General features: G+C 63.8%; 21 protein-coding genes. 12 read left to right on the top strand and 9 right to left on the bottom strand.

Translation table 11 applies throughout. The annotated features are described in order from the left end of the window. Positions 1-95 precede the first annotated feature (95 nt). Together LPW39_RS16270 and LPW39_RS16265 are read left to right on the top strand one after the other, a co-directional pair. A complete protein-coding gene (locus LPW39_RS16270) occupies positions 96-953 on the top strand; it encodes a LysR family transcriptional regulator (protein WP_230777471.1) in 858 nt (285 codons plus the stop codon). Positions 954-1,034: 81 nt separating this feature from the next. Then, positions 1,035-2,417, top strand: a complete 1,383-nt coding sequence (locus tag LPW39_RS16265; protein ID WP_230777468.1) for a HipA domain-containing protein — start codon at positions 1,035-1,037, stop codon at positions 2,415-2,417. Positions 2,418-2,445: 28 nt separating this feature from the next. Here the strand turns inward: LPW39_RS16265 and ptsJ are convergent, their stop codons facing one another. The 9 genes from ptsJ to LPW39_RS16220 all read right to left on the bottom strand — a co-directional run bounded on the left by ptsJ (position 2,446) and on the right by LPW39_RS16220 (position 12,972). Further along, on the bottom strand, positions 2,446-3,741 hold the full coding sequence (ptsJ, locus tag LPW39_RS16260) for a MocR-like B6 salvage transcription factor PtsJ (protein WP_230777455.1): 1,296 nt from the start codon (positions 3,739-3,741) through the stop codon (positions 2,446-2,448). A 206-nt stretch (positions 3,742-3,947) separates the two neighbouring features. Next, positions 3,948-5,231 carry a cytochrome P450 gene (locus tag LPW39_RS16255; protein WP_230777453.1) on the bottom strand — a complete coding sequence of 428 codons (1,284 nt, stop codon included), beginning with the start codon at positions 5,229-5,231 and terminating at the stop codon, positions 3,948-3,950. Between the two features lie 18 nt (positions 5,232-5,249). Beyond that, positions 5,250-6,023, bottom strand: coding sequence for an SDR family NAD(P)-dependent oxidoreductase (locus LPW39_RS16250; protein WP_230777451.1), 774 nt, complete (start codon positions 6,021-6,023; stop codon positions 5,250-5,252). Between the two features lie 15 nt (positions 6,024-6,038). Then, positions 6,039-6,296, bottom strand: coding sequence for an acyl carrier protein (locus tag LPW39_RS16245; protein WP_230777442.1), 258 nt, complete (start codon positions 6,294-6,296; stop codon positions 6,039-6,041). Between the two features lie 49 nt (positions 6,297-6,345). Beyond that, a complete protein-coding gene (locus LPW39_RS16240) occupies positions 6,346-8,124 on the bottom strand; it encodes an AMP-binding protein (protein ID WP_230777441.1) in 1,779 nt (592 codons plus the stop codon). Next, positions 8,117-8,761, bottom strand: a complete 645-nt coding sequence (locus tag LPW39_RS16235; RefSeq protein ID WP_230777431.1) for a GNAT family protein — start codon at positions 8,759-8,761, stop codon at positions 8,117-8,119. The genes LPW39_RS16240 and LPW39_RS16235 overlap by 8 nt, the downstream gene beginning before the upstream one ends. A 44-nt stretch (positions 8,762-8,805) precedes the next feature. Further along, positions 8,806-9,567: a SapC family protein gene (locus LPW39_RS16230; RefSeq protein ID WP_230777429.1), complete on the bottom strand. Its 762-nt coding sequence runs from the start codon at positions 9,565-9,567 to the stop codon at positions 8,806-8,808. A gap of 47 nt (positions 9,568-9,614) precedes the next feature. Beyond that, entirely contained in the window at positions 9,615-11,966 is a 2,352-nt protein-coding gene (locus LPW39_RS16225) for an autotransporter outer membrane beta-barrel domain-containing protein (protein WP_230777427.1), read from the bottom strand. Positions 11,967-12,306: 340 nt separating this feature from the next. Then, the gene (locus LPW39_RS16220) at positions 12,307-12,972 is read right to left on the bottom strand and encodes a GntR family transcriptional regulator (protein ID WP_230777425.1); all 666 of its coding nucleotides are present in this window, start codon (positions 12,970-12,972) and stop codon (positions 12,307-12,309) included. A gap of 227 nt (positions 12,973-13,199) precedes the next feature. Between LPW39_RS16220 and LPW39_RS16215 the strand changes: the two genes are divergently transcribed. The 10 genes from LPW39_RS16215 (at position 13,200) to LPW39_RS16170 (ending at position 22,200) form a co-directional block, all read left to right on the top strand. Continuing rightward, entirely contained in the window at positions 13,200-14,333 is a 1,134-nt protein-coding gene (locus LPW39_RS16215; RefSeq protein WP_230777422.1) for a phosphotransferase, read from the top strand. Positions 14,334-14,356: 23 nt separating this feature from the next. Further along, positions 14,357-15,607 carry an aspartate aminotransferase family protein gene (locus LPW39_RS16210; RefSeq protein WP_230777408.1) on the top strand — a complete coding sequence of 417 codons (1,251 nt, stop codon included), beginning with the start codon at positions 14,357-14,359 and terminating at the stop codon, positions 15,605-15,607. A 143-nt stretch (positions 15,608-15,750) separates the two neighbouring features. Further along, positions 15,751-16,164 carry a hypothetical protein gene (locus LPW39_RS16205; protein ID WP_230777406.1) on the top strand — a complete coding sequence of 138 codons (414 nt, stop codon included), beginning with the start codon at positions 15,751-15,753 and terminating at the stop codon, positions 16,162-16,164. A gap of 77 nt (positions 16,165-16,241) precedes the next feature. Beyond that, positions 16,242-16,598, top strand: a complete 357-nt coding sequence (locus tag LPW39_RS16200; RefSeq protein ID WP_230777404.1) for a hypothetical protein — start codon at positions 16,242-16,244, stop codon at positions 16,596-16,598. After that, positions 16,595-18,049 carry a TolC family protein gene (locus LPW39_RS16195; RefSeq protein ID WP_230777402.1) on the top strand — a complete coding sequence of 485 codons (1,455 nt, stop codon included), beginning with the start codon at positions 16,595-16,597 and terminating at the stop codon, positions 18,047-18,049. The genes LPW39_RS16200 and LPW39_RS16195 overlap by 4 nt, the downstream gene beginning before the upstream one ends. A gap of 1 nt (position 18,050) precedes the next feature. Continuing rightward, positions 18,051-19,436 carry a multicopper oxidase family protein gene (locus LPW39_RS16190; protein ID WP_230777394.1) on the top strand — a complete coding sequence of 462 codons (1,386 nt, stop codon included), beginning with the start codon at positions 18,051-18,053 and terminating at the stop codon, positions 19,434-19,436. Between the two features lie 16 nt (positions 19,437-19,452). Then, complete coding sequence (locus tag LPW39_RS16185; protein ID WP_230777392.1) at positions 19,453-19,956, top strand: cupredoxin domain-containing protein; 504 nt, start codon at positions 19,453-19,455, stop codon at positions 19,954-19,956. Between the two features lie 26 nt (positions 19,957-19,982). After that, positions 19,983-20,489: a DUF411 domain-containing protein gene (locus LPW39_RS16180; protein WP_230777390.1), complete on the top strand. Its 507-nt coding sequence runs from the start codon at positions 19,983-19,985 to the stop codon at positions 20,487-20,489. A 37-nt stretch (positions 20,490-20,526) separates the two neighbouring features. Continuing rightward, positions 20,527-20,913 (top strand): copper-binding protein, encoded by a 387-nt coding sequence (locus LPW39_RS16175; protein WP_230777388.1) that lies wholly within the window; start codon positions 20,527-20,529, stop codon positions 20,911-20,913. A gap of 69 nt (positions 20,914-20,982) precedes the next feature. Then, on the top strand, positions 20,983-22,200 hold the full coding sequence (locus tag LPW39_RS16170; protein ID WP_230777386.1) for a leucine-rich repeat-containing protein kinase family protein: 1,218 nt from the start codon (positions 20,983-20,985) through the stop codon (positions 22,198-22,200). Positions 22,201-22,228 lie beyond the last annotated feature (28 nt).

Here is a 22,228-nt window from a genome sequence, read left to right as displayed (position 1 = left end):
TGTGCGGCGCAGGCCACCAATCGAAAAGCGCATAATTCTTGCATCAGCTATTCGTTTATCGAAACCCTATGCCTGCAACCTCGCAAGATCTTCAGATGGATTGGCTCAAATGCTTTGTCGCGGTGGTCGATACCGGATCGCTGTCTGGCGCGGCCGGCGAGGTGTACCGCTCCCAGTCCGCCGTGAGCATGCAGCTCAAAAAGCTCGAAGCGGCCGTCGGCCACCGCCTGCTGGAGCGCGACAGCCGCAGCCAGCAGATAACGCCGGAGGGCCAGCGCCTGCTGAGCTACGCGCGGCGCATTCTGGATCTGCACAGCGAGGCGCAGTTTGCGCTGCAGGGCGAGGCGCTCAAAGGCAGTGTGCGCCTGGGTGTGCCCGATGACTATGCCGCCAAGTACCTCACCCCCGTGCTCAGGCGCTTTGCGCCCCGCCATAGCGGCGTGGAGATCATCCTCAGCTGCGAGCAATCGACCGCGCTCATACCCCGCGTGGCGGCGGGCGAGCTGGATCTGGCTCTTGTCTCGCGCGACCACGCCAGGCGCGGCAGCCTGCTGTTCCATGAGCCCATGGTCTGGGTGGGGTCTGAGCATTTCGAGCTGTGGCGGCGCGATCCCCTGCCGATTGCGGTGTATGAAGAGGCCAGCCTGGCCCGGCGCGGCGCCCTGCATGCGCTGGCCCAGCAAGGGCGCCAGCACCGCGTGGTCTACAACAGCTCCAGCCTGGCCGGGCAGATTGCCGCCGTTGAGAGCGGGTTGGCCGTTGCCGCGTTGACCCAATGCAGCGCCCCGCCCCATCTGCAGGTGCTGGGCAGCAAGCATGGGCTGGGCCCTCTGGCACCGATGGAGGTGGCTGTGTACCGGAGCAAGGAATCGCGGCGCTCCAAGGCCGTGGACAGCTTATACAACTTGCTGGTGAATACCTTGCGCTTGGGTCAGGGGGCGGCCGCAGGCTAGCGGCAGGGTGCCGGCAACTGCTACTGAAAAGCAGAGAGCAAAGGATTCATATAGAATTCTTGAACTATTCAGCCACGCCATATGCCAAGCGCTCCACGACTCGCCATCAGTGATCTCCACCAAGCCGTGGAGCGTGCGCTGTCGGGCGGGCCGCGCTCTGGTCAGCAGCTGTTGGAGTCGCTGGGCATCAGCCAGCCGACGTTGTCGCGAACTATTCGTGAACTATCTGCCACGGTCACAATGTTCCGGGAACCGGGCCAGCGCGCGCCGCTATATGCGCTCTTGCGCAAGCTGCCGCTGGGGCTCAACCCGCGCCAGCGGGTGTACCGCTTTCTCTCCAGCGGCCATATCGTTCCCTACGCGGATCTTGAGTTTCTCGTGGGTGGCAGCACCTTGGAGCGCCAGGATGCGGGCGCCATCCGCCTCTACGATGGCCTGCCGCCCTATATGCTGTTTGCTGCGCCATCGGGCTTTTTGGGACGCCAGCAAGCCCAGACGGCGGCGCGCAACCAGCCCTTCCCTGCCAGCCTCAAGGATTGGAGCGACGATCACCGCATTGCCTTTTTGTTCACCCAGGGACTGAACCTGCCGGGTAACCTGATCTTTGGCGACCAGCCTTTGCAGCGCGAGATGGACCTGCTGCAGCAGCCCCGGCCGCCAGCCCAGCACAAGCTGGACGTGTATGTGCAGCTTGCGCAGCAGCTGAAGAATGAATCCTATGGATCGAGCGCTGGCGGCGAGCAGCCCAAGTTCCTCTGGGTGGCGGAGGATTCGGGCTCGGTGATCGTCAAGTTTGCGCGCCTGGGCAGCCGCATGGCCGAGCTGCTGCCGCTGGAGCACCTGGCGCTGAGCGCGTTGGCCGATGTCGGGGTTCCCGCCGCCAAGACCCAGCTACTGGCCCGGGGCGAGTTTGTGTTTCTGGAGGTCCAGCGTTTTGACCGTGTCGGCCAGCAAGGACGGATAGGTATGCTCTCGGCGGGCGCCGTCGATGACGAATTCTTTGGCACCCGAGATACCTGGCCGGAGTTCGCTGCGCGCTGCGTGCATGAAGATTATTTCAGCCAGCAGCATGCTGAACATGTGGGCGTGATGGCCGCATTCAGCGAACTGATCGGCAATAACGACCGGCATTTTGAGAACATCTCGCTGCTGATTGGCGACGATGGCGAGTACCTGGGCATCGCCCCCGCCTATGACATTCTGCCGATGCGCTATGCGCCTATTGGCGGTGGGCTGGACCCGGACCTTGTGCCGATCGAGCCCAAGGTCAGCACCATTGGCGCTGTGCCCCGGGTCTGGAGTTTGGCCGCGCAGGCGGCCGATGCGTTTTGGGCAGCTGCCAGCCATGCCCAGCTGGCAGCACCCATTTCGGCAGCCATGCGCGAGTTGGCGGTGCGCAACCGCGCCGTGGCGCGGGAGTTTGCTGCGCCACTGCGCCAGGCGGCTGCAACGGCTTGCCGCTAACTACGTCCAACGGTCTCGGCATGCCCCATCAGGCCAGACAGGCCTTCAAATCCTGGGCAAAGCGCAGCGCGACCTCATCCTCGAGATCGGAAACGGTGATACGCAGCGCCTGGGACGCATCCTGGATCTCAAAGGCATTGCCGATGCGCACCAGCCAGCCGCGCTTGGCCAGTTCATAGGCAATGTCCTTGGCATCGTCGGGGAGCGGAATCCAGAGGTTGAAGCCGCCAGCGGGGGGCGGCGTGTCGATGCCCACGGCCCGCAAGGCCGTGCGCAGAAAAGACCGGCGGCGCGCATAGTCGTCCCGCGCATCGCCCAGCAACTGGCGCACCGCTGGGGAGCGCAGTGCGGCCACCACAATGGCTTGGAGCAAATGGCTGACCCAGGTCATGCCCGATGCCAGCCGGGTCCGTAGGCGGTCACCCGTCTCGAGGTCGCAGGCCACCACGGCCACGCGCAGATCGGGCCCCAGGCCTTTGGATACCGAGCGCACCAGCGCCCAGCGCTGGGTGGATGCGGGGATGACCGAGTAATACGGCGTCTCTGCCAGCAGCGCAAAGTGGTCATCGGCGATGACCATCACCCCCGGGTGCGCCGCCAGAATGGCCTTCAAGGCATCCGCGCGGCGCTTGCTCAAGCTGCAACCGGTGGGGTTGTGGGCGCGCGGCGTCAACAGCACGGCGCGGGCGCCGCCTGCAATGGCGGCCTCCAGTGCCTCGGGCAGCACTCCGGCTTCATCCACGGCCATGCCCAGGGTCTTCATGCCCGCCAGGCGCAGTGCGCTGATGCTGCCCAAAAAGCAGGGGTCTTCCACCGCCACCTTGTCGCCCGGCACCAGCTGCGCTGCTGCCAGGCGCTCGATTGCATCAACGGCACCATGGGTCAGTTCGATACTGCGCTGGGCGGGGCAGTCGGCCTTGACCCATTCTTCGGCCAGTTCCATCAGGCTGGGCAGAATCGTCTGCTCGCCATACAGAAACGCGCCGGGTGGATTGCTTGCCAACAGCTCCACCGGATTGGGCAGCCAGCGCGCGCCGGGGTTGCCGCTGGCAAGGTTGACCAACGGCGTTTCCAGGCTGGTGCCCTCCTGCTCGCCCGTAGTTGGCGGGTAGGCAATGCTGGTGCCCAGCCGGCCTTGGGCCACCGCAAAACCGGCCTGCACCAGCCGCTGGTAGGCGGCAGCCACGGTGTTGCGGTTCACGTCCAGCGCCTCGGCCAGGTCGCGCACCGGCGGCAGACTGTCGCTAGGCGCCAAGTCCCCATCCCGCACCAGGCTGCGGATGCAGTCGGAGATCTCGAATATTGTTTTTCCAGTGATTTTCATATTGTCCTACGACAAAAATACGTCAGCTGTAGACAATATAAACGGGCACATCGCGAGCCGAGCAGCAAAATGCACCTGGGACCAGGCGATTTCGTCCAAGTCGTAGCGCGCCACAACCGGAGTTACCCATGCGCAGCCGCGAAATTCCGCGCAAGTGGCGGCATATCGACCCCGGCTGGACCTTAACTGGCTGCCCACGCCACAGATCAGCCTCTGCCTGCCAGCTTCAGCAAATGCCCACCTTTGCGGCGCATCTGTCCCACCCATTCATAGACGATGGGCTCCCGCCGGGACACCTGGGCCTGGAGCTGGACAATCAGCACGCTGAGCACGGTTGCCAGTTCGACCAAGGCAAAGCTGCGGCCGCCGCACACCCGTTTGCCCCACACAAAGCTGGAGATAGTGCCGGTTCCCATGCCAAAGCCTTCGCGCGAGGCCGCATCCAGGTCGGGCTTCCAGGGGTCTGGTCGCTCCAGGGCCTTGTGGTTCACCCCCACCAGCGAGACCACGACGACATCACCGGGCTCCACCTGCATGTCGGAGAGCTGATCGCCCTCCTGGGCCAAGCGGGTGATGAAAGGCAGCGGGGGATAGAGCCGCAAAAGCTCGGCCACAAAACTGCGCAGATCGGCATGCTGGGCCACTGCGCTTTGCAATGCCTGGCGGTCATGCCCGTGCTTGGCATACACCTGGCGCAAGCCTGTGTGCAAGCGCTCCTGCATCTCCGGGTAGGTGGCCAGCAGGTGCAAGGCCCAGCCGATGGAGTAGGACGCCGTATCCGTTCCTGCACCAAAGAGCATGGTCAGCTCTTTTTCAAAGGCAAAGTCAAAGCCCGGCACCGTTTCTGCCTGCAGCATGGCCTGCAGCATCGGGCTGCGCGCCAGGGTATCGCTGCGCAGCGTTTGCAAGGCGGTGAAAATGGTTTTGCGCAGCTGCAGGATCTCGCGAATATGCGCCTTGTCACCCCCCAAGCCCTCTTGTCCTGGCGCAACAAATGCATAGGCAGAGGCCAGCTCGATCAAACGCGACGCACTGCCATGCGCCATCGGCAGGCTGGCCAGTTCCACGTCCAGAAACATCTGCGTGAAGATGGACAACATGCCCTGGTGGATCAGCGCCTCGTCCAACACATCTGCCTCAGGCTTCAAGGCGAGGTGGCGGGCGATGTGCCGGCCGTGCAGGCTGCTGAGGGCAAAGGCACGGTTGGCATCGTATTTGCCCAGGAAGGGCTGCGACAGCTCCTGGCGAAACCGCCAGGCCTCGCCATCGTCGGTCAGCCGGGAGTTGCCTGCCACCTGGGTGAACCAGCGAAAGTTCTTCAGGTAGTTGTCGGCATTGCGCCGCATCACCCGGTCGGCATCGTCCAGGTTCTGGATGACCAGCATGCGGCGGCCATCGTGCTGCGGTCGCACGGCATTTTGCCGGGGCTGCTCGCGCGCCAGCGCATACAGGTAGTGGCAGAACGCGGAGGAGATGTCGGTGTCGCTCATAAGCCAGATGGCCCTCGCTCAGACGGGCAACTCGACAATGGCCTGTTTGCCAAAGTGCGGGCCGTCCAGCACCTGCAGCACCGTTTGCGCGGCCTGCTCGGCACTGCACAATCGGCCCCCGAGGTGCAATTGGCCAAACCGGTCGGCAGCGGGAAAGAGCTGCGTGGTGGTCTCGCGCATCTGCAATTGCATGCCCGTATCGATCACCCCCGGGTGCAGCGCGCACACCAGCGCGCCCTGAGACTTGGCCGCTTCTTCCTGCGCGAGGCAACGCGTGAACTGGTCCAGACCCGCCTTGGCGGCGCTGTACGATGCCATGGAGGCAACCGCCAGGCGCGCCAACCCGGACGAGATGTTGAGCACCTTGCGCCGGGTTCCGTGGGCGGCGTGACCCTCCGTCGCCTGCAAGAATGCAGCCGTCAGCAGCATCGGTGCCTCCAAATCCACCCGCAGCACCTGGCGTAAAGAAGCGGCGGGTGTCATGGCCACTGGCGCAATCTGTTCTGCCTGCACCGCTGCGTTGTTGATCAAGCGAATTTCTTGCCAATGCGCATCGTGCTGGCTTAACCACTGGGCCAACTCAGCGGCCACCGCAGAAGCATCCACCAGATCCGCCTGCCATTGCCACAGGCTAGCTCCCCGCGCTGCAGCCACTTGTGCCAAGGTGTCGCTGGCATGGCGGGCAATATGCAAAACGCAGGCTTGGGGCTGGGCGAGCAACTGCACAGCCATGGCCTGCCCCAGGCCCCGGGTGGCGCCCGTGATGATGGTGAGCACGTCGCAAGATGCCATGGCTGACGGACTCCGCTACGCGCCGCCTTGCGGCGTTGCCTTCAATTGCCCCAGCAAATCGGCCAGATCACCCACGGTCTTGACGGGCATCAGGCTGACGGGGTCGATGGCCTGGCCCGATTCCGTCTCCATTGCCACGATGATCATCTCGAACGAGAGGCTGTCGATATTGCGCAGGCCCGCAATGGGGTCTTCAAGATGGATGCTTTGCGCAGGAATCAGCAGACTCTCGGAGATGATGCGTTGGATGGCTGCAAGCTGGGGATGGGACATGGTGTTCAGGCTTGGATGGGGTTCTGTGGTGTCGGCGGTAAGCATAGTGCTAGTGGTGCTGATGGGACGGCGGAGACAGCATGGACAGACCGGACGCTGGTGCTGCATCAGAGTCTGCAAGGATGGGAATCTGCCCTTGCTCAAAGCGCGCCAAGGTCCATGCACGGGCCTTCTTACCTGAGGAGGTATAGGCAATCGATCCATTGGCTACCACGCAAGCGCGCACGGCCCCGCCGGCCACGGCCGTTGCCGCAGCAGCGGCGAGCACCAATGCTTGCGGCTCTGGCGACTGGCGCAGCGCTTTCTCGTGCAACAGCAGCACCAGAGCAGTTTGGCCCATTGCAGGGCTCCTGGCATGCAACAGCTGCATATCTTCTTGCGCAATACCCGCACACTGGCTAGCGGCAGCTTCTACATCCGATGGCCACACATTGCGGCCATGGATGACGATCAAGTCTTTGCTGCGCCCCGTCACATACAGCGAACCGCCAGCGGCGAGAAAGCCCCGGTCCCCGGTGGCTAGGCCTTGGCTGGCAGGAACGGGCTGGAGCACACCCGCGCTGAAGTAGCCCGATAGCAGGGCTGGCCCTTGCAGCCAGATATCACCCTCCACCTCTGGCGGCAATTTCTGGCCGGCAGCATCACGCACCTGCAGCGTCCAGCCGGGCAAGGGCCGGCCGCAGTCCACCAGGGGCTTGGCGCTAGCGTCATCCGCAGCCACTGCACGTACTCGCTGTCGGCCGTCGATATGAACATAGGCAGGCAGGCTGTCAAATGGCTTATCGCTCATCGTCACTGCCAAGGTCGCCTCTGCCAAACCATAACTGGGCTTGAACGCATCGGCCACAAAGCCATGCGGTGCAAACGCCTCAGCAAAGGCCTGCAGAGCCGCGTAATCCACATAATCGCCCCCTACGCCGGCAATACGCAGACCAGTGAGACGTGCATGCGCGTCCACCAACTTGGCCGACCTGGCCGCCATCGGCCAGGCAAAGTTGGGCGCATAGGTGATGGTGCTGCCCCGCTCGGCCATCAAGCCAGGCCACAACTGCGGCCTGCGGGCAAAGGCCGACGGTGCCAGATAGTCCACGCTGACCTGAGCGCACAGGGGCGCCAGCACAAAGCCCACCAAGCCCATATCGTGGTAATAAGGCAGCCAGGAGAAAGCGCGGTCTTGGGCCGTCAGCGCCATGCCTGCCTGAAGAATCGCGTCGATGTTGTGCATCAGCGCCGCATGGGAGATGGCAACCCCTTTGGGCTGGCCGGTGGAGCCCGAGCTGAACTGCACATAGGCGATGGCTTGTGGCGCAACAGCTTGTGGCATCGGCGGGGACCCCGACAGGCCATCAGCTGTCTCTGCGGCCAACTCCTCAAAGGACAGCGTAGACACGTCCCACTGCGCATCTGCCTGCAGTTGCGCCAGCAGTGGCCGGGGGCCCATGACCAGGCTGATACCAGCGGCGCGGCACATATTCAGCAACGCCTGGGTGTAGCGGGAGAAATCCTGCAGAGGGCCAGGCGCTGGCAGTGGACATGGCACGCCCCCCAGCCACTGGCTGGCACAGAAGGCCGGCAAGAAATCCGGGCCCGTCGTGGCGACAATGCCCAGCCTGGGGCCCATGCCATCGGCATGGGAAGGCACAGCTTCCACACGCCGCGCCAGTTGCGCGGCATAGCTTCGTGCTTTATCCAGCAACTGCGCATAACTCAGCGTCTGCTGCAGACGGCCCCGGCCATCAAACCAGCTCAATGACTGACTGGGGAAAGCGGCCGCATGCGCCAGCGCCTGGAGCAGATGCGCAAATCCGCCAATTTTTCGCTCAGGCATCTGGGGCTGGAGCCGTGCTCGCTTTTTTGGGGCGCAGGCTCAGGTCTTTAAAGCAAGACAGCACCATCACATCGAGGCGCTTGCCATCCTTGCCCGCAATCTCTTGCTTGAGCGTGGCTTCGTAGACGAAATGCTCGGTGTCGATCAACGCGAAAAGCAGCTTGCGATTGGTGGTCAGCACGCGGGAGGTGATTTTGTCGATACCTCGATGGTCGAACATCTCATCGCACAACGGGAACCAGGATTCCCAGAAAACCTCGCGCCCGATCTTGATCTTCGGATCGGCACCCAAGGTCAGGGTAGCCACACGGTGCTGGGGCGCAACGCTGAAGTTGTAGAAGCCCAGCAATTGCCCCTGCGGCTTGCTGAAGATGCCGATCAAAAAATGCTGGACATTGTCGAAACTTGCTACAAATGCGCGCAGGCCATCGACCGAGAAATTCAGCGGCGCCAAATTGAGGCCCTGCAGCATCTGCGCGTCGTTGAACCACTGGGCAAACTCGGGCGTGACATCGGAGGCCAGCAGGCTGCGGGTCACCAGATGCGGGGTGTCGATATGCACCCGCGTGCCGGTGACAGGCTGCATGGCGGCCGGCTGCGCGCCATGCAGAGGAATCCGGAAACCACCTGTACTCATGCCACCACCTCACATGCGCTGATCAAACTAGCCACCGCGCCATCTTATCCATTCTGGCTGCGGTGCAAGGCCAGCAGCCGCTGCCAGTTCTGCTGCACCGACATATGGTGCAGAGCTACCAGCGAAGCCCAGCCTTTGCGCACCCAGGAGCCCAGCACGGCATCGGGCAGGCGATGGTAGGCCTCCATATCAACCATCCGAAAACCGCCCAGTGAATATGGCTGGCCCGCCGAAAGCTCTACCGTCGCCTGGCGGTCTACCAGCAAGCGGTGCTGCTCCAGCGCCTGCATAAAGGCGTAGGTGTGGTTGGCATCGTTTTGGCATTGCTGGCAAAACTGCACGATCTGCGCCAGCGCCTGGTTGGGGTTGCCCTGGTAATCGAAAAGCGGGCGCGCATCGGCATATTCGTGCAACGGCACCACCTGCTGGGCATGCGGGTCAAACCAGAAACTGGCATTCTGGCCATCGGGGTCCGGCTGCATCCAGAACGGGTAGCGGCGCAGCCATGCCGGCACATAGCTGTCAGGCAACCACTGGCCTGCCGCATCGACGAACAGGTTGCGCCCTTCCACCAAAGCCGTGATGGCAATCGGAAACCCGGTAACGCCTGCAGGCCCGAACACAATCGGGTAATGGGCACTGGCATGCCAGAACTCCCCCACCCCCAAAGGCACGGCATTGGCCGCAGCAGCTGTAGAGAAGTTGGCTTGACCGCGCAAGCCCCAGCCCAGATGCAGGGCAGGATCCAGCGCGGTCAATCCGCTATAGAACATGGGCACAGCAGGCTGTGCGTTCGCTTGAGTCATCAATCAACCAACTCGATCTGCATAAGCCAACCAGCTATCGTTGATGATCAGCCCTGTTCGGAAACACGTCGGCGCAGCGAGCGCGACGAGAAAGCAGCCAGCAACCCACCCAAGCCCAAGAGTCCCAGCCAGGACATGGCAGGCACAGGTGTAGGTGCAACAGGCGGCCCGACATAAGGGCTGGATGCCAGGTACCAGTTGTTGCCCACTTGCTTGAGCTGGTACTGGAAGCCACCAATGATCAACGGCGCGGCCAGAGCAAAGCTGTTGGCTGCATTGGCGCTGTCAGCCTGCACCACCAAAATCCCATCACCCGTGGTCTGCGCACCCGCCCCCCCTAGGTTGCTGATCTGCAGTATGGTCGTGCCGCTGATCGCACCGGTGATGTGGAGCTTGTCACTAGGGCTGTCATCTGCCGCCAATACCGTATCGAGTTGCACCACACCGCCACCACCCGCCCAAGTGCTGGCATTGGCGGTATCAGTGGCACCAGGTGCGCTGCCGCCCGTCAGCTGCAGTACCCCTCCCGTCTGTGTCACCGCCCCCAGGTTTTGGTTTGTGCCGCCTTGTGCCAGGGTGCCGCCTGTGATCTTGGTGCTTGTCAACGCGGGCAATACATTCGTGGCCGGCAACTGCAACACACCACCTCGCACATCCAATCCGCCGGCAAAACCGGACTGGTCGACTGGGTAGCTCGTGGCCACCGCGGGCACACACGGCGCCACCGTATCAAATTTCCATACCGCCGGGTCCAGTGCCGGCAAGCCTGCCAGCGTAGGAGACACCACTGTCGTACCCGACTGCTGCACCAGTTGGCCAGTGCCGACCAGGGGGAGGTTGAAATTCAGATTACCCGTATGGTTGAAGCGCAGCTGCGCAGTGGCTGACTGCAGATTGATCTGCAAGGCCTCGATCTTGCCCGGCGCAGCGGCCGTAGCAGTCTCAGAGCCATAGACAACGCTTCCTGTACCAGCCACGTTCACAGGCCCCACTCCGCCCAGAAAGGTATTGGTAAAGAAGGGGGTTCCGTCTGGAGAGGTCTGGTAATAAATGCGGTTGACGCCGACTTTCACGGTCGCATCCACTGCCGTCACTAGGCTGCCGCCACTGCCTATTTGCACCTGACCGATGGAATGCTCTTGGATCAGACTGACGGAAGACGGATCGTATTCACTAGGGGACTTGCCCGACACCAGCAATTGCGTACCGCTGCCGCTTGCGCGGACCAAACCAGTGGCAGTACTGTCTGCACTGATCAGCAGGGACGCGGGTGCAATCGGATACTGCGCTGAGTTATTGGCCTGGCAAATCCCCGCAGACCCATAGGTTGAGCCGTTGCTGACCAGCGATTTCCCGCCCGCCAATATATCCAGGACGCCATCACCACCATTGGTTCCCACCGCAAGTCCCGTGTGGAAATCTGCTTGGTTGGCAAAGCCGCTGGCCGTTGCCTGAACGGTGACCGTACCTACGCCCGCATCCTTGCCAATAAAGCTGAACGGCAGCAAAGCGCCTTTTTGCGAGGTATCGCTGTAGATCGGATTGCCGGATGCAAGTTTGCCATGGCCCAAAATGTCCACCGAGCCATTGCCGCCCGCACCATCGCCCACGGCGAAATACCGCAAGGGGTCCGGCGTACCAGGACGGTTAGCCTCCCCTGTCTGGAACACCAGCCCGGCCCCGTCAATATGGACCTGGCCTTGACCACCCAATTGACCGATCACTGTACTTTGATCGGAGTACCCAAACACCACCGCATTCGGGGAGCTATAACCCAACTGCTCTGCGGTCTTGCCTGCACCCAAAGCATTTACCTGACCTGAGCTGCCGGCCCCCAGGCCGACGCCTAAGCCCGTGGAACTGGTCTGCACGCGAGGGCCGCCAGATGACACGGGAGCGCTGCTGACATCGAAGGTCAACGTGCCTGTACCGCCGGCATCGCCTACGCGAAAGAGTGGATCCACCACCGAAAGCGTTGGCATGTCAGGGTCAGCGCTGTTGCCCACCCCGAAATAAACGGAGGAAATGTCAGTATTGGCCGTGATGTTTAAAGCACCGGGAACGCCAGACCCGATATACATCCCATGCGAAGTGTAAAAGCCTGGATTGGCATTTGTAACACTCCAGAGTGCTGCAGGAGCCACGGAATTGATGACATTGGCGCCACTGCCATTGGCGACCCCAAAGGACCACGCGGTATCGTCGGTGATCTGACCAGGCCCGACCCAGTAATTGGGGGCTGCCTGCACTTGCGCAGCACACATCATCGAAAGGGCCACCATCAACGATTGACACAGAACCGTTGGCTTGCATTTGGTGATGCGTGATATTGGCATTCGGACCTCCCCCATGCGCACGGATATGGCATTGAATGCAGACAAGCGCACTGCAATAGGCATGCTTATCCACAAAATGAATATTCGCTCAGGTTACGATACAAATCGCTACCGGTCAACGTTGTTTTCTATCAACGCGATTTACCTTGACCAAGATCAACAACACAGTAGACCTATGTTTTACATGAATTTTTAAAAAAAGAAATTGATCTCATTCGCAACCAATGACCGAAAGGTGCCGTTACCACGCCATCAGAGCGGACGGGCAAGGTGTCTACTTAACATTTATTTTCATTTAAAACAGTTTGAAATACCAAGAGTCAAACTGTGAATGCGCCAAATCAGAATGGTCCTTGCCCAGGCATTTCCATCTTTCAGGCCTGCGCCCCGGCAAAAGGCAACGTCACTGTGCAGGCATTGCAAAACGCTCATAAATCGACTGCCCGCCAGACAGCAAATCCGTCTGAATAGCGACCCGCGCAGCATGCGGGTCGTTGCGGCGCAAGGCCTCAACGACGGGGTAATGGTGGTCGATCATGCTGCGGCCGCCTTCGCTGTAGCTCTGTGCAATCAACGGGCCCATCTTGAGCCAGAGGCCGTACAAGATGTCGGACAGCAAAGGCATGCGCGCCAGTTGGCAGAGCGCAAAGTGGAAATCCTGGTTCAGCGCAATCGCCTGGGCGATGTCGCCGCGCCGTACCGCCTCTTCGTTTTGCTGCACCTGCTCCGCCAGGCGCTGCACCTCGTCGGCGGTGGCACGCACTGCCGCCTGGCTGGCGGCCATGCCTTCCAACTCCACGCGGATATTGCGGATCTCCAGGTACTCGTCCAAGGTCAGCCGCCGCACGCGTATATCGCGGGGGCTGAGCATTACCAGCACGCCATGCTGCACCAACCGCAAGATGGCATCACGCACGGGGGTCACGCTGGTGCCCATTTGCTGCGCTAGCTCTCGTATCTTCAGCCGCTCACCCGGCAGCAGCTGCCCTTTGACCAGCGCCTGCGCCAGCTGGGCATAAATCTGGTCGCCTTTGCTCTCGGTGTTGACACTCTCAAATCGCTCTGCCATCTGCCCTTTGCCTCCGGGGTGTTCTGTGGTTGACTGCAGTCTGCGAGAAGGTCCTGACCAGGAACCGCTCAACGCAGCAAGATGCATCATAAGCACAACTTACGCACTCAGGTTTACCCGAATGCTCAATAGCAGCTTTGCTGTTTAAATCAGGCCATAGATTTTATGATGCATCAAACATCAAATAAAAGTCCCGCATCCGTTTTACCTAGCAGCCACCAGCCGCCATGAACCGCCCCCTGCCCGCCGCCTCTGCCCCATCCGATGAACCCGATGCCCTGGCCCAAGCCAGCCAAGCCTTCCTGACGGCGGTGCCCCAGGTGAGCGCGGAACAAGCAGCAGCCCTGGCCCGCGTGGCCTATGGCATCCAAGGCCAGGCGCAGCCACTGTCTGGTGAGCGGGACCGCAACTTTCTGATCCGCTCGCCCGATGGCAGCGCCGTCACGCTCAAGTTCATCAGCGCGGCCGAGTCGCTGGCGGAGACGGAGATGCAGATAGCAGTGCTCAAGCACCTGGCAGGCCGCTGCGCCGTGCCGGTGCCCTTGCACCATCCGTTGCGGCACCCAGCCACCACCGAAGGCAGTGCCGGCGCCGATTGGCTGGAATGGCGCAGCCCCGAGGGTGAGCTTTCGCGCGTGCGCTGCTACAGCTTTCTCGATGGCAAGGCAGGCAGCGATCTGCAGCGCCATGCCAGCGCCTGGCAGGCCTGGGGCCTGGCGATTGCGCAGCTGCATGGCGCCTTGGCGGACTTTGCCCATCCTGCTACCGAGCGCCCCTTTTTATGGGATGCACGCCGCGCGCCGCTGCTGCGCCCCTGGCTGGAGGTGGTGGAAGATGCCCAGCTGCGCGCGCAGATTGCCGCGTTCTGGACGGCTTTTGAACAGCGGCTGGCAGAGCTGGGCCCGCAGCTGCCCACGCAGACCATCCACAACGACCTCTCCCCCAGCAACCTGCTGGCCAGCGACGATGGTCTGGGCATTGCCGGTGTGCTGGACTTTGGCGACATGCTGCTGGCCCCGCGCGTGGCCGATCTGGCCATTGCCGCCTCTTACCAAATGCCGCTGACGGACACGCCCGATGCCACGCTGGCCGCGATGCTGGCCGGTTATGAGAGCCTGCTGCCCTTGCATGCTGCCGAGCAAGCGCTGCTGCCCGATCTGATCCTGGCCCGGCTCACACAGCGCATGGTGATCACCGCCTGGCGCGCCCGCCTCTACCCCGAGAACCGCGTCTATATCCTGCGCAGCCAGGCCACCGCCACGGCCTTGTTCAGCCACATGGTTGGCGACTGGCTGCAGCGCCATGCCGCCCCTGCCGCTGAGCGCGCAGCCAGCAGCGCAACCACCCCGGCCACTGCCTGACCCGACTTTTGGAGCACCCCGCCATGCCAACCCTTTCTGCAGACGACCAGCGCCTGCTGGCGCGCCGCCAAAGCGCGCTCGGCCCCTCTTACCGCCTGTTCTACGACGAGCCCCTGCACCCGGTGCGCGGCGAAGGCGTCTGGCTGTTTGATGCCGATGGCCGCCGCTATCTGGATGCCTACAACAATGTGCCAGTGGTCGGCCATGCCAACGCAGCAGTCAATGCAGCGCTCATTGCGCAAAGCCAGCTGCTCAACACCCATACCCGCTACCTGCATGACAACGTGGTGCAGCTGGCCGAGCGCCTGCGGGCGCTGTTCCCCGCCGAGCTGGACACCAGCGTTTTCACCTGCACTGGCAGCGAAGCCAATGACCTGGCCTTGCGCGTGGCGCAGGAATATACCGGCCGCCAGGGCCTGATCATCACCCGCCATGCCTACCACGGTGTAACCATGGCATTAGCGCAATGTTCGCCGTCGCTGTGCCCGCCGGCAGCGCATGTGGAAGTCATCGACCCGCCCGCCTTCCAGGGCATGGATGCGCAGGCCGCCGCCGCTGCCTTTGCCCAAAGGGTGGATGCCGCTGCCGAAGCACTGGAAGCGCGTGGCACGCCGGTCAGCGCCTTGCTGCTCGACACCGTGTTTGCCAGCGATGGCGTGCACATCGACGCCGCGCCCATCCTGGAAGCCGCTGCCCAGGCGGTGCGCAAGCGCGGGGGTCTTTTCATCGCCGACGAGGTGCAAGGCGGCTTTGCCCGCACGGGCCGCTGGTGGGCCTTTGGCCGCGAATCGGTGGTGCCCGATATGGTGACCATGGGCAAGCCGATGGGCAATGGCCACCCGATCGCCGCGCTGGTGCTGAAGACGCCGCTGATGGAGGTATTTGGCAAGCGCTGCCGCTACTTCAACACCTTTGGCGGCAACACCGTATCGGCGGCGGTGGCCATGGCCGTGCTCGATGAGCTGGAGCGCATGGATGCGCCCACCCATGTGCGCCGCGTCGGCGGTCATCTGCAGCAGGCGTTGCAGTCGCTGGCGGCCCAGCACGGCAGCATCACCCAGATCCGCGGCGAAGGCCTGTACTGGGGCGTGCAGCTGCAAAGCGGCAGCCTGGCCAGCGCCGTCGTCAACCACCTGCGCCAGGCCGGCGTGCTGATCAGCACCAGTGGCCCGCTGGGCGATACCCTCAAGATCCGCCCACCGCTGCCCTTTGAGACCGAACACGCCGATCTGCTGGCCGGCGCACTGGACGAGGCCCTGCGTGTACGGGCCTGAGGGCTGCCCTCAGGAACGGCGGATCCGCGGCACCACTGTTCAGCCACGCTTTGCCAGCACCGCTGGCATGCAGCTTGCGCTACACTCAGCCGCTGCGGAACTTTCCGAACCCTGCGCTGTCTGAACCCACCATGCGTGCCTGTTTGTCCCTGTTGCTGATGCTGATGCTGGCCTTGCGCGGCCTCATGGGCGACGCCATGGCGATGGGCATCGTTGCACCGGTCATGCCTGTGGCGCTGGCCGAACACCACGCCAGCTGCATGCTGGACCATGCCGAGCACGGCACAGCAGATGCCCTCCAAACCCACAGCCACTGCGCTACCGGGATCGAGGCCACCAGCCATGGTGACCACAGCAGCCATGGCAAGCACAGCGAGCATGACCCGGCCCAGCACGGCGCCAGCTGCTCGGCCTGTGGCATTTGCCACTCGGCGGTGGACCTGTTCAACGGAGCGGGCTTTGCTGCCCTTCCCGCCTCTTTGCTGGCCCGTGCCAGCGGCAGCGCGCCCTTTGCCAGCGCGCTGCTCGCCCAAGCCTCCAAACCACCCATTTCCTGATCGCTGACACCCGAGGTGCGTCCGCATGGCAGCTGCCGTGCAGACGTCTGCTTTGACCAAGCTTTCAGGAGAACCCTATGCGCACTGCGCATGTCTTGCGCTGGCTTGCCGGCGCGGGCGGGCTGGCTGTCACCAGCTGGCTATCTGCCCAAACCGGGGCGCCCGCCGCCACCGATCCCAACGCGCCCACAGCCGCGCTCCAGCACCCGCCGCTGGTCCACAGCGGCAGCATCGTCCAAGAACCCGGTGATTGGCGCCAGGCCAATGCAGCCGTGGCGGGCTTTGCACGCGGCCATGCGGATGTCATCGCGTGGGAAAAAGCCCAGGCGGCCCCCAATGCGCCCCAGCCCATGCCGGCCGGTTCGATGCAGATGCACGAGCATGGCGCGCACGACCAGCAGGGCCAGCACGGCATGCAAGGAGGCCAGCGATGAAACGCCTGAGCCTTCGCCTTTCCACCCTCGCCGCCGCACTGCTGCTCGCCGGCTGCGCCAGCGTCTCGCCCGATGGGCTGCGCAGCGATGTCGCCCAGCAATTGCAAGGCCGCCTGCCCGACCAGGCCGAGCTGCCTGCCACCGATGCGCAAGCCCGGCAGTCGGCACAGACGCAGATCAATGCCTGGCTGCAGCAGCCTGTGGATGCGGACACGGCGGTGCGCATCGCGCTGCTGAACAACCCGGGCCTCCAGGTGCAACTGGCGCAGCTGGGCGTGGCCGATGCCCAGCGCGTGCAGGCCATCACCCTGCCCAACCCCAGCCTGACTCTGGGCTGGTTGCGCAATGGCCATGAGCGCGAAATCGAGCGCAAGCTGAGTTTTGGCCTAGTCGATCTGCTGACCCTGCCCTGGCGCAGCCGCTGGCAAGGATGGCAGATGGAGCAAGCCACCTTGGAGGCAGCACAGCAAACCTTGCTGCTGGCCGCAGACACGCGCCGCGCCTGGTTGAACGCCGTGGCCGCTGAGCAGGCGCTGGCCGCCCACACCCGCATGCACGAGGCCGCCGCCCTGGGTGGCGAGCTGGCCCGGCGCATGGCCGCAGTGGGCAATTTCAGCAAGCTGGACCAGGCACGCGAGCTGGCCCAGCAGCAGCAAGCCGCCGCACAACTGGCGCGGGCCGGGCTGGCAGCGCAACAAGCGCGTGAGCAGCTGGCCCAGCGCATGGGCCTGTGGGGCCAGCAGCTGGCGTTTACGCTGCCCCCGGCCCTGCCCCCCTTGCCCAAAGCGGCCAGCGAGCTGCGCAGCGGCGACGACGCCGAGGCCACCGCACTGCGCAAGCGCCTGGATCTGGGCGCGCTGCGCCGCAATCTGGAGGTCAGCACCGACCGCCAAGGCTGGGCCGCCTTGGGCGCGGTGTTTGGCGACATTGGCGCCACCTACAGCCGCAATACCAGCACCGAGCGGGACAGCGGCCACCAGGACCGCACCCGGGGCTGGGAGCTGGATGTGCCCTTGCCGCTGTTCGACTGGGGGTCAGCGGCCAGCAGCATGGCGCGCCACCAGGTGCAAGCCAATGCGGCGCAACTGCGCGAGAGCGCCATCCGGGCACGCAGCGAGGCACGCAGCAGCTGGCACGCCTACCGCACCGCCTGGGACCTGGCCCACCAGCAGCAGACCGAAGTGTTGCCCCTCGCCCAGCTGGTGCAGGAAGAGACCATCTACCGCTACAACGGCATGTTTGTCAGCGTCTGGCAGCTGCTGGCCCAGGCCCGCAGCACCACCCAGGCGGTGCTGACGGCGACCGAGGCGCAGCGCGACTTCTGGCTCGCCGAGACCGATCTGCAACTGGCGCTGAGCGGCACATCGCCGTCACGCACTGGCGCCAATGTGCGCGATGCCCGCAACACCGCAGCACCTGCCGCGCCCCCAACCGAACCCCAAGGCCACTGATATGCAACGCCGTCAATTCTTCTCCGGCGCCGCCTCGGCCGTGGCGGCTGCCGCCGTCAGCCCCGTAGCCATGGCCGCCTTGCCCGAGCCCGTTATCCAGACCAGCGCCGATACCGCCGCCCCCTTGTCGCCGCCCAATGGCCGACCCTACCAGCCGGTGGTCACCCTCAACGGCTGGACCCTGCCCTGGCGCATGAACGCCGGCGTCAAGGAGTTCCACCTGGTGGCCGAGGCCGTGGTGCGCGAGGTGGCACCGGGCTTTTTTGTCAACATGTGGGGCTACAACGGCCAGTCGCCCGGCCCCACGATCGAGGTGGTGGAAGGCGACCGGGTGCGCATCTTTGTCACCAACCGCCTGCCCGAAGCCACAACGGTGCACTGGCATGGCCAGCGCCTGCCCAATGGCATGGACGGCGTGGGCGGGCTCAACCAGCCCCACATCCCGCCAGGCAAAACCTTTGTCTATGAGTTCGAGGCGCGCCGCCCCGGCACCTTCATGTACCACCCGCATTCGGACGAGATGGTACAGATGGCCATGGGCATGATGGGCCTGTGGATCACCCACCCCAAAGGCCGCCACCCGCAGATCGCTGATGTGGCGCGCGACTACGCCTTCCTGCTCAGCGCCTATGCGGTGGAGCCCGGCGCGATGACGCCCCGCGTGGCCGAGATGACGGACTTCAACATCTGGACCTTCAACAGCCGTGCCTTTCCCGCCATCACCCCGCTGGTGGCCGGCCTGGGCGAGCGGGTGCGCATCCGCGTGGGCAACCTCACCATGACCAACCACCCCATCCATATCCATGGCCATGAGTTCGAGGTGACCGGCACCGATGGTGGCCCGGTGCCGCGCAGCGCGCGCTGGCCCGAGGTGACCACCGATGTGGCCGTGGGCCAGATGCGCCAGATCGAGCTCATCGCCGACGAGCCCGGTGACTGGGCCTTTCACTGCCACAAGAGCCACCACACCATGGGCGCTATGGGCCACGACGTGCCAACGATGATTGGCGTGGACCACAAGGGCCTGGTCGGCAAGATCCAGAAGATCGTCCCCGACTACATGCTGATGGGCGAGCGCGGCATGGGCGACATGGGTGCTATGCAGATGCCGCTGCCCGACAACACCTTCCCGATGATGACCGGCAAGGGCCCGTTCGGGAATATCGAGATGGGCGGCATGTTCACCACCTTCAAGGTGCGCAAAGGCCTGGCCGCGCAGGACTACCGCGACCCGGGCTGGTATGCCCAGCCCGCAGGCACCGTGGCCTATGAATGGCAAGGTGTGCCGCTGGACGCCCAGGCACCACGCCAAACCCTGCCCGGCACCGCCCCCGGCGCGCCCAGCGTACACAAACCGGCCCCTGCCAACGGCCATGCCAACCACTGAACCCCGGAGTGACCCTATGAAAACTATTTCCCACCTGCTGGCATGCACCCTGCTGGCCAGCGCCAGCACCGCCTTTGCACACGGCAATGAAAGCCACGCCACTGCACCCACAGCGGCAGCATCTCGCCCCGCACCCCCAGTGCAAATGGACTGGGGCATTGCCGGCGATGCCAGGCAGGCCACCCGCAGCATCGATCTGAACATGGGTGATGACATGCGCTTCTCCCCAGCGCACTTCACGGTCAAAAAGGGCGAAACCCTGCGCCTGCGTGTGCTCAACCAGGGCCAGGTGATGCATGAGGTGGTGCTGGGCACCAAGGCTACGCTCGCACAGCACGCGCAGATGATGCTGAAGTACCCCGGCATGGAGCATGACGAGCCCAACATGGCCCATGTGGCGCCGCAAAAAAGCGAGGACCTGGTCTGGCACTTCAACCGCGCCGGCAGTTTTGACTTTGCCTGCCTGATCCCCGGCCACTACCAGGCAGGGATGACCGGCACGTTCACGGTGACGGAATGACGATGAACCACAGCCAGGAGCCCACCATGCGCAACCCCCTTAACAACCGACGCCGCCGCACGCTGCAGATGCTGGCCCTAGGCCTGGCCACTGCCGTCACTACGGGCCAAACGGCGCTGGCGGCCCAACCAGCCCCCACGCCCATCGAAGTCTGGAAAGATCCGAATTGTGGCTGCTGCAAGGACTGGATCGCGCTGATGGAGCAAGCCGGCTTTAGCGCCAAGCTCCACGACAACGGCAACAACGCCGTGCGCGCCCAGTTGGGCCTGCCTGCACGCCTGGGCTCCTGCCACACCGCGCTGGTTGGTGGTTACCTGGTGGAAGGCCATGTACCACCTGCCGATGTGCGCAAGCTGCTGCAGCAAAAGCCCAAGGCGCTGGGCATTGCGGTACCGGGCATGCCCATAGGCAGCCCCGGCATGGACGGCCCCGCCTACGGCGGCCGCAAAGACCCGTTCGATGTGCTGCTGGTCACCAGGACTGGCGGTGGCAGCGACGTCACCACCCGCGTTTTCAGTGCCTACCGCCACTGAGAGCACTGATCTTTTGCATTGAAACCTGGAGCATTGAATGAACACCACGGCCTCTACCCTCGCTGTCTTCACCCTGGCATGCAGCCTGCTGACCCCGGCACTGGCCCAGAACCATGCCGACCACGCCAGCCATGGCAGCGCCGCACCGGCTGCGGCCGCAGCACCGGCATCCTCACCCATGGCAGCCACAGCCGCCGATGCGGTGATGACCGCAGGCGAGATCACCCGCGTGGACAAGCGTGGCAGCAAGCTGACCATTCGCCATGAAGAGATCAAGAACCTGGACATGCCGCCGATGACCATGGTGTTCGGGTTAAAGGACGCCACGCAAATAGCGCAGTTCAACGCGGGCGACAAGGTGCGCTTTCATGTGCAGGATGAAGGCGGCAGCCTGACCATCACCCGCATTGAGCGAACCCAGTAATCGCCGCACACCCCAAATCAAGCCAGATCTGGGGTTGGCATGCGCTGCCAGCACCTACACTGTGCAGCCATGCAAAGCCTACAAGCCCTTCAAGAGCAGCTGCACAGCGGTGCGCTACGCGGAGCCCGCCAGATCACGCTGACTGCGGGTCTGCGCGAGTTTCCACGCGAGCTTTTTGCGCTCGCAGACACCCTCGAAATGCTCGACCTCAGCGGCAACCAGCTCTCCAGCCTGCCCGATGACCTGACCCGTTTTAGCCAGTTGCGGGTGCTGTTTGCGTCGAACAACCCGTTCACCGAACTGCCGCGCGTGCTGGGCCGCATGCCCCGGCTGGAGATGGTGGGCTTCAAGGCCTGCCAGATCCGCACGGTGACGGCCGACAGCCTGCCGCCGCAGTTGCGCTGGCTGATCCTGACCGACAACCAGATCACGGAGTTGCCCGATACCCTGGGCGAGCGCCCCCGCCTGCAAAAGCTGATGCTGGCCTGCAACCAGCTGCAGAGCCTGCCAAGCGGCCTGGCCCACAGCCCCCGGCTGGAGCTGCTGCGCCTGGCCGGCAACCGCTTTGCAGCACTGCCGCCCGAAGTGCTGGCCATGCCAGCGCTGGCCTGGCTGGCGATGGCCGGCAACCCGATGACCCTGCACAGTGAGCAGCAGGTGCTGCAGGCCAACGCGGCAGCGGCTTGGCGCGGTGACGATCTACAACGGCAGGAGCTGCTGGGCCAGGGCGCCAGCGGCCACATCTACCGCGCCAGCGCTGTGGATGGTGGGCCCGATGTAGCGCTGAAAGTGTTCAAGGCGGGGCAGACCAGCGACGGCACGCCCCAATCAGAAATGGCGGCTGGTCTGGCAGCGGGACAGCACCCACATTTGCTGACACCGCTGGCGGTTTTGCAGGCGGATGTGGATGCCAGCTCACAAGAACTGGCGATGGTATTGCCATTGCTGCCGCCCGGCCTGCAACCTTTGGCGGGCCCACCCAGCCTGGCCAGCTGCACACGTGATGTCTATGCCGATGGTGCCCGGTTTTCTGCGGCTGCCGCGCAGCGCCTGCTGGCACAGGTGCGCAGTGCCGTGGCGCATCTGCATGGCCAAGGCATGTTGCATGGGGATGTATATGCCCACAACATCTTGTGGAACCCAGCCACCGGCGATGCGGTGCTGAGCGACTTGGGGGCGGCATCGATGCTGGACGAGCTGCCAGCGGCGCAGCGCCTGCAGCTGCAGCAGATGGAGTTGCGCGCGCTGCGGCATCTGGAAGCCGAGGTGCAGGCGCGGACGCACTGACTGCGCCCGGCACGCCGGGCGCAATGCT

This window comes from Comamonas koreensis (genome assembly GCF_021026195.1).
Taxonomy (GTDB): domain Bacteria; phylum Pseudomonadota; class Gammaproteobacteria; order Burkholderiales; family Burkholderiaceae_C; genus Comamonas; species Comamonas koreensis.
The sequence above is the reverse complement of the archived record's forward strand: the minus strand, read 5'-3'. Positions and strand labels throughout refer to the sequence as shown.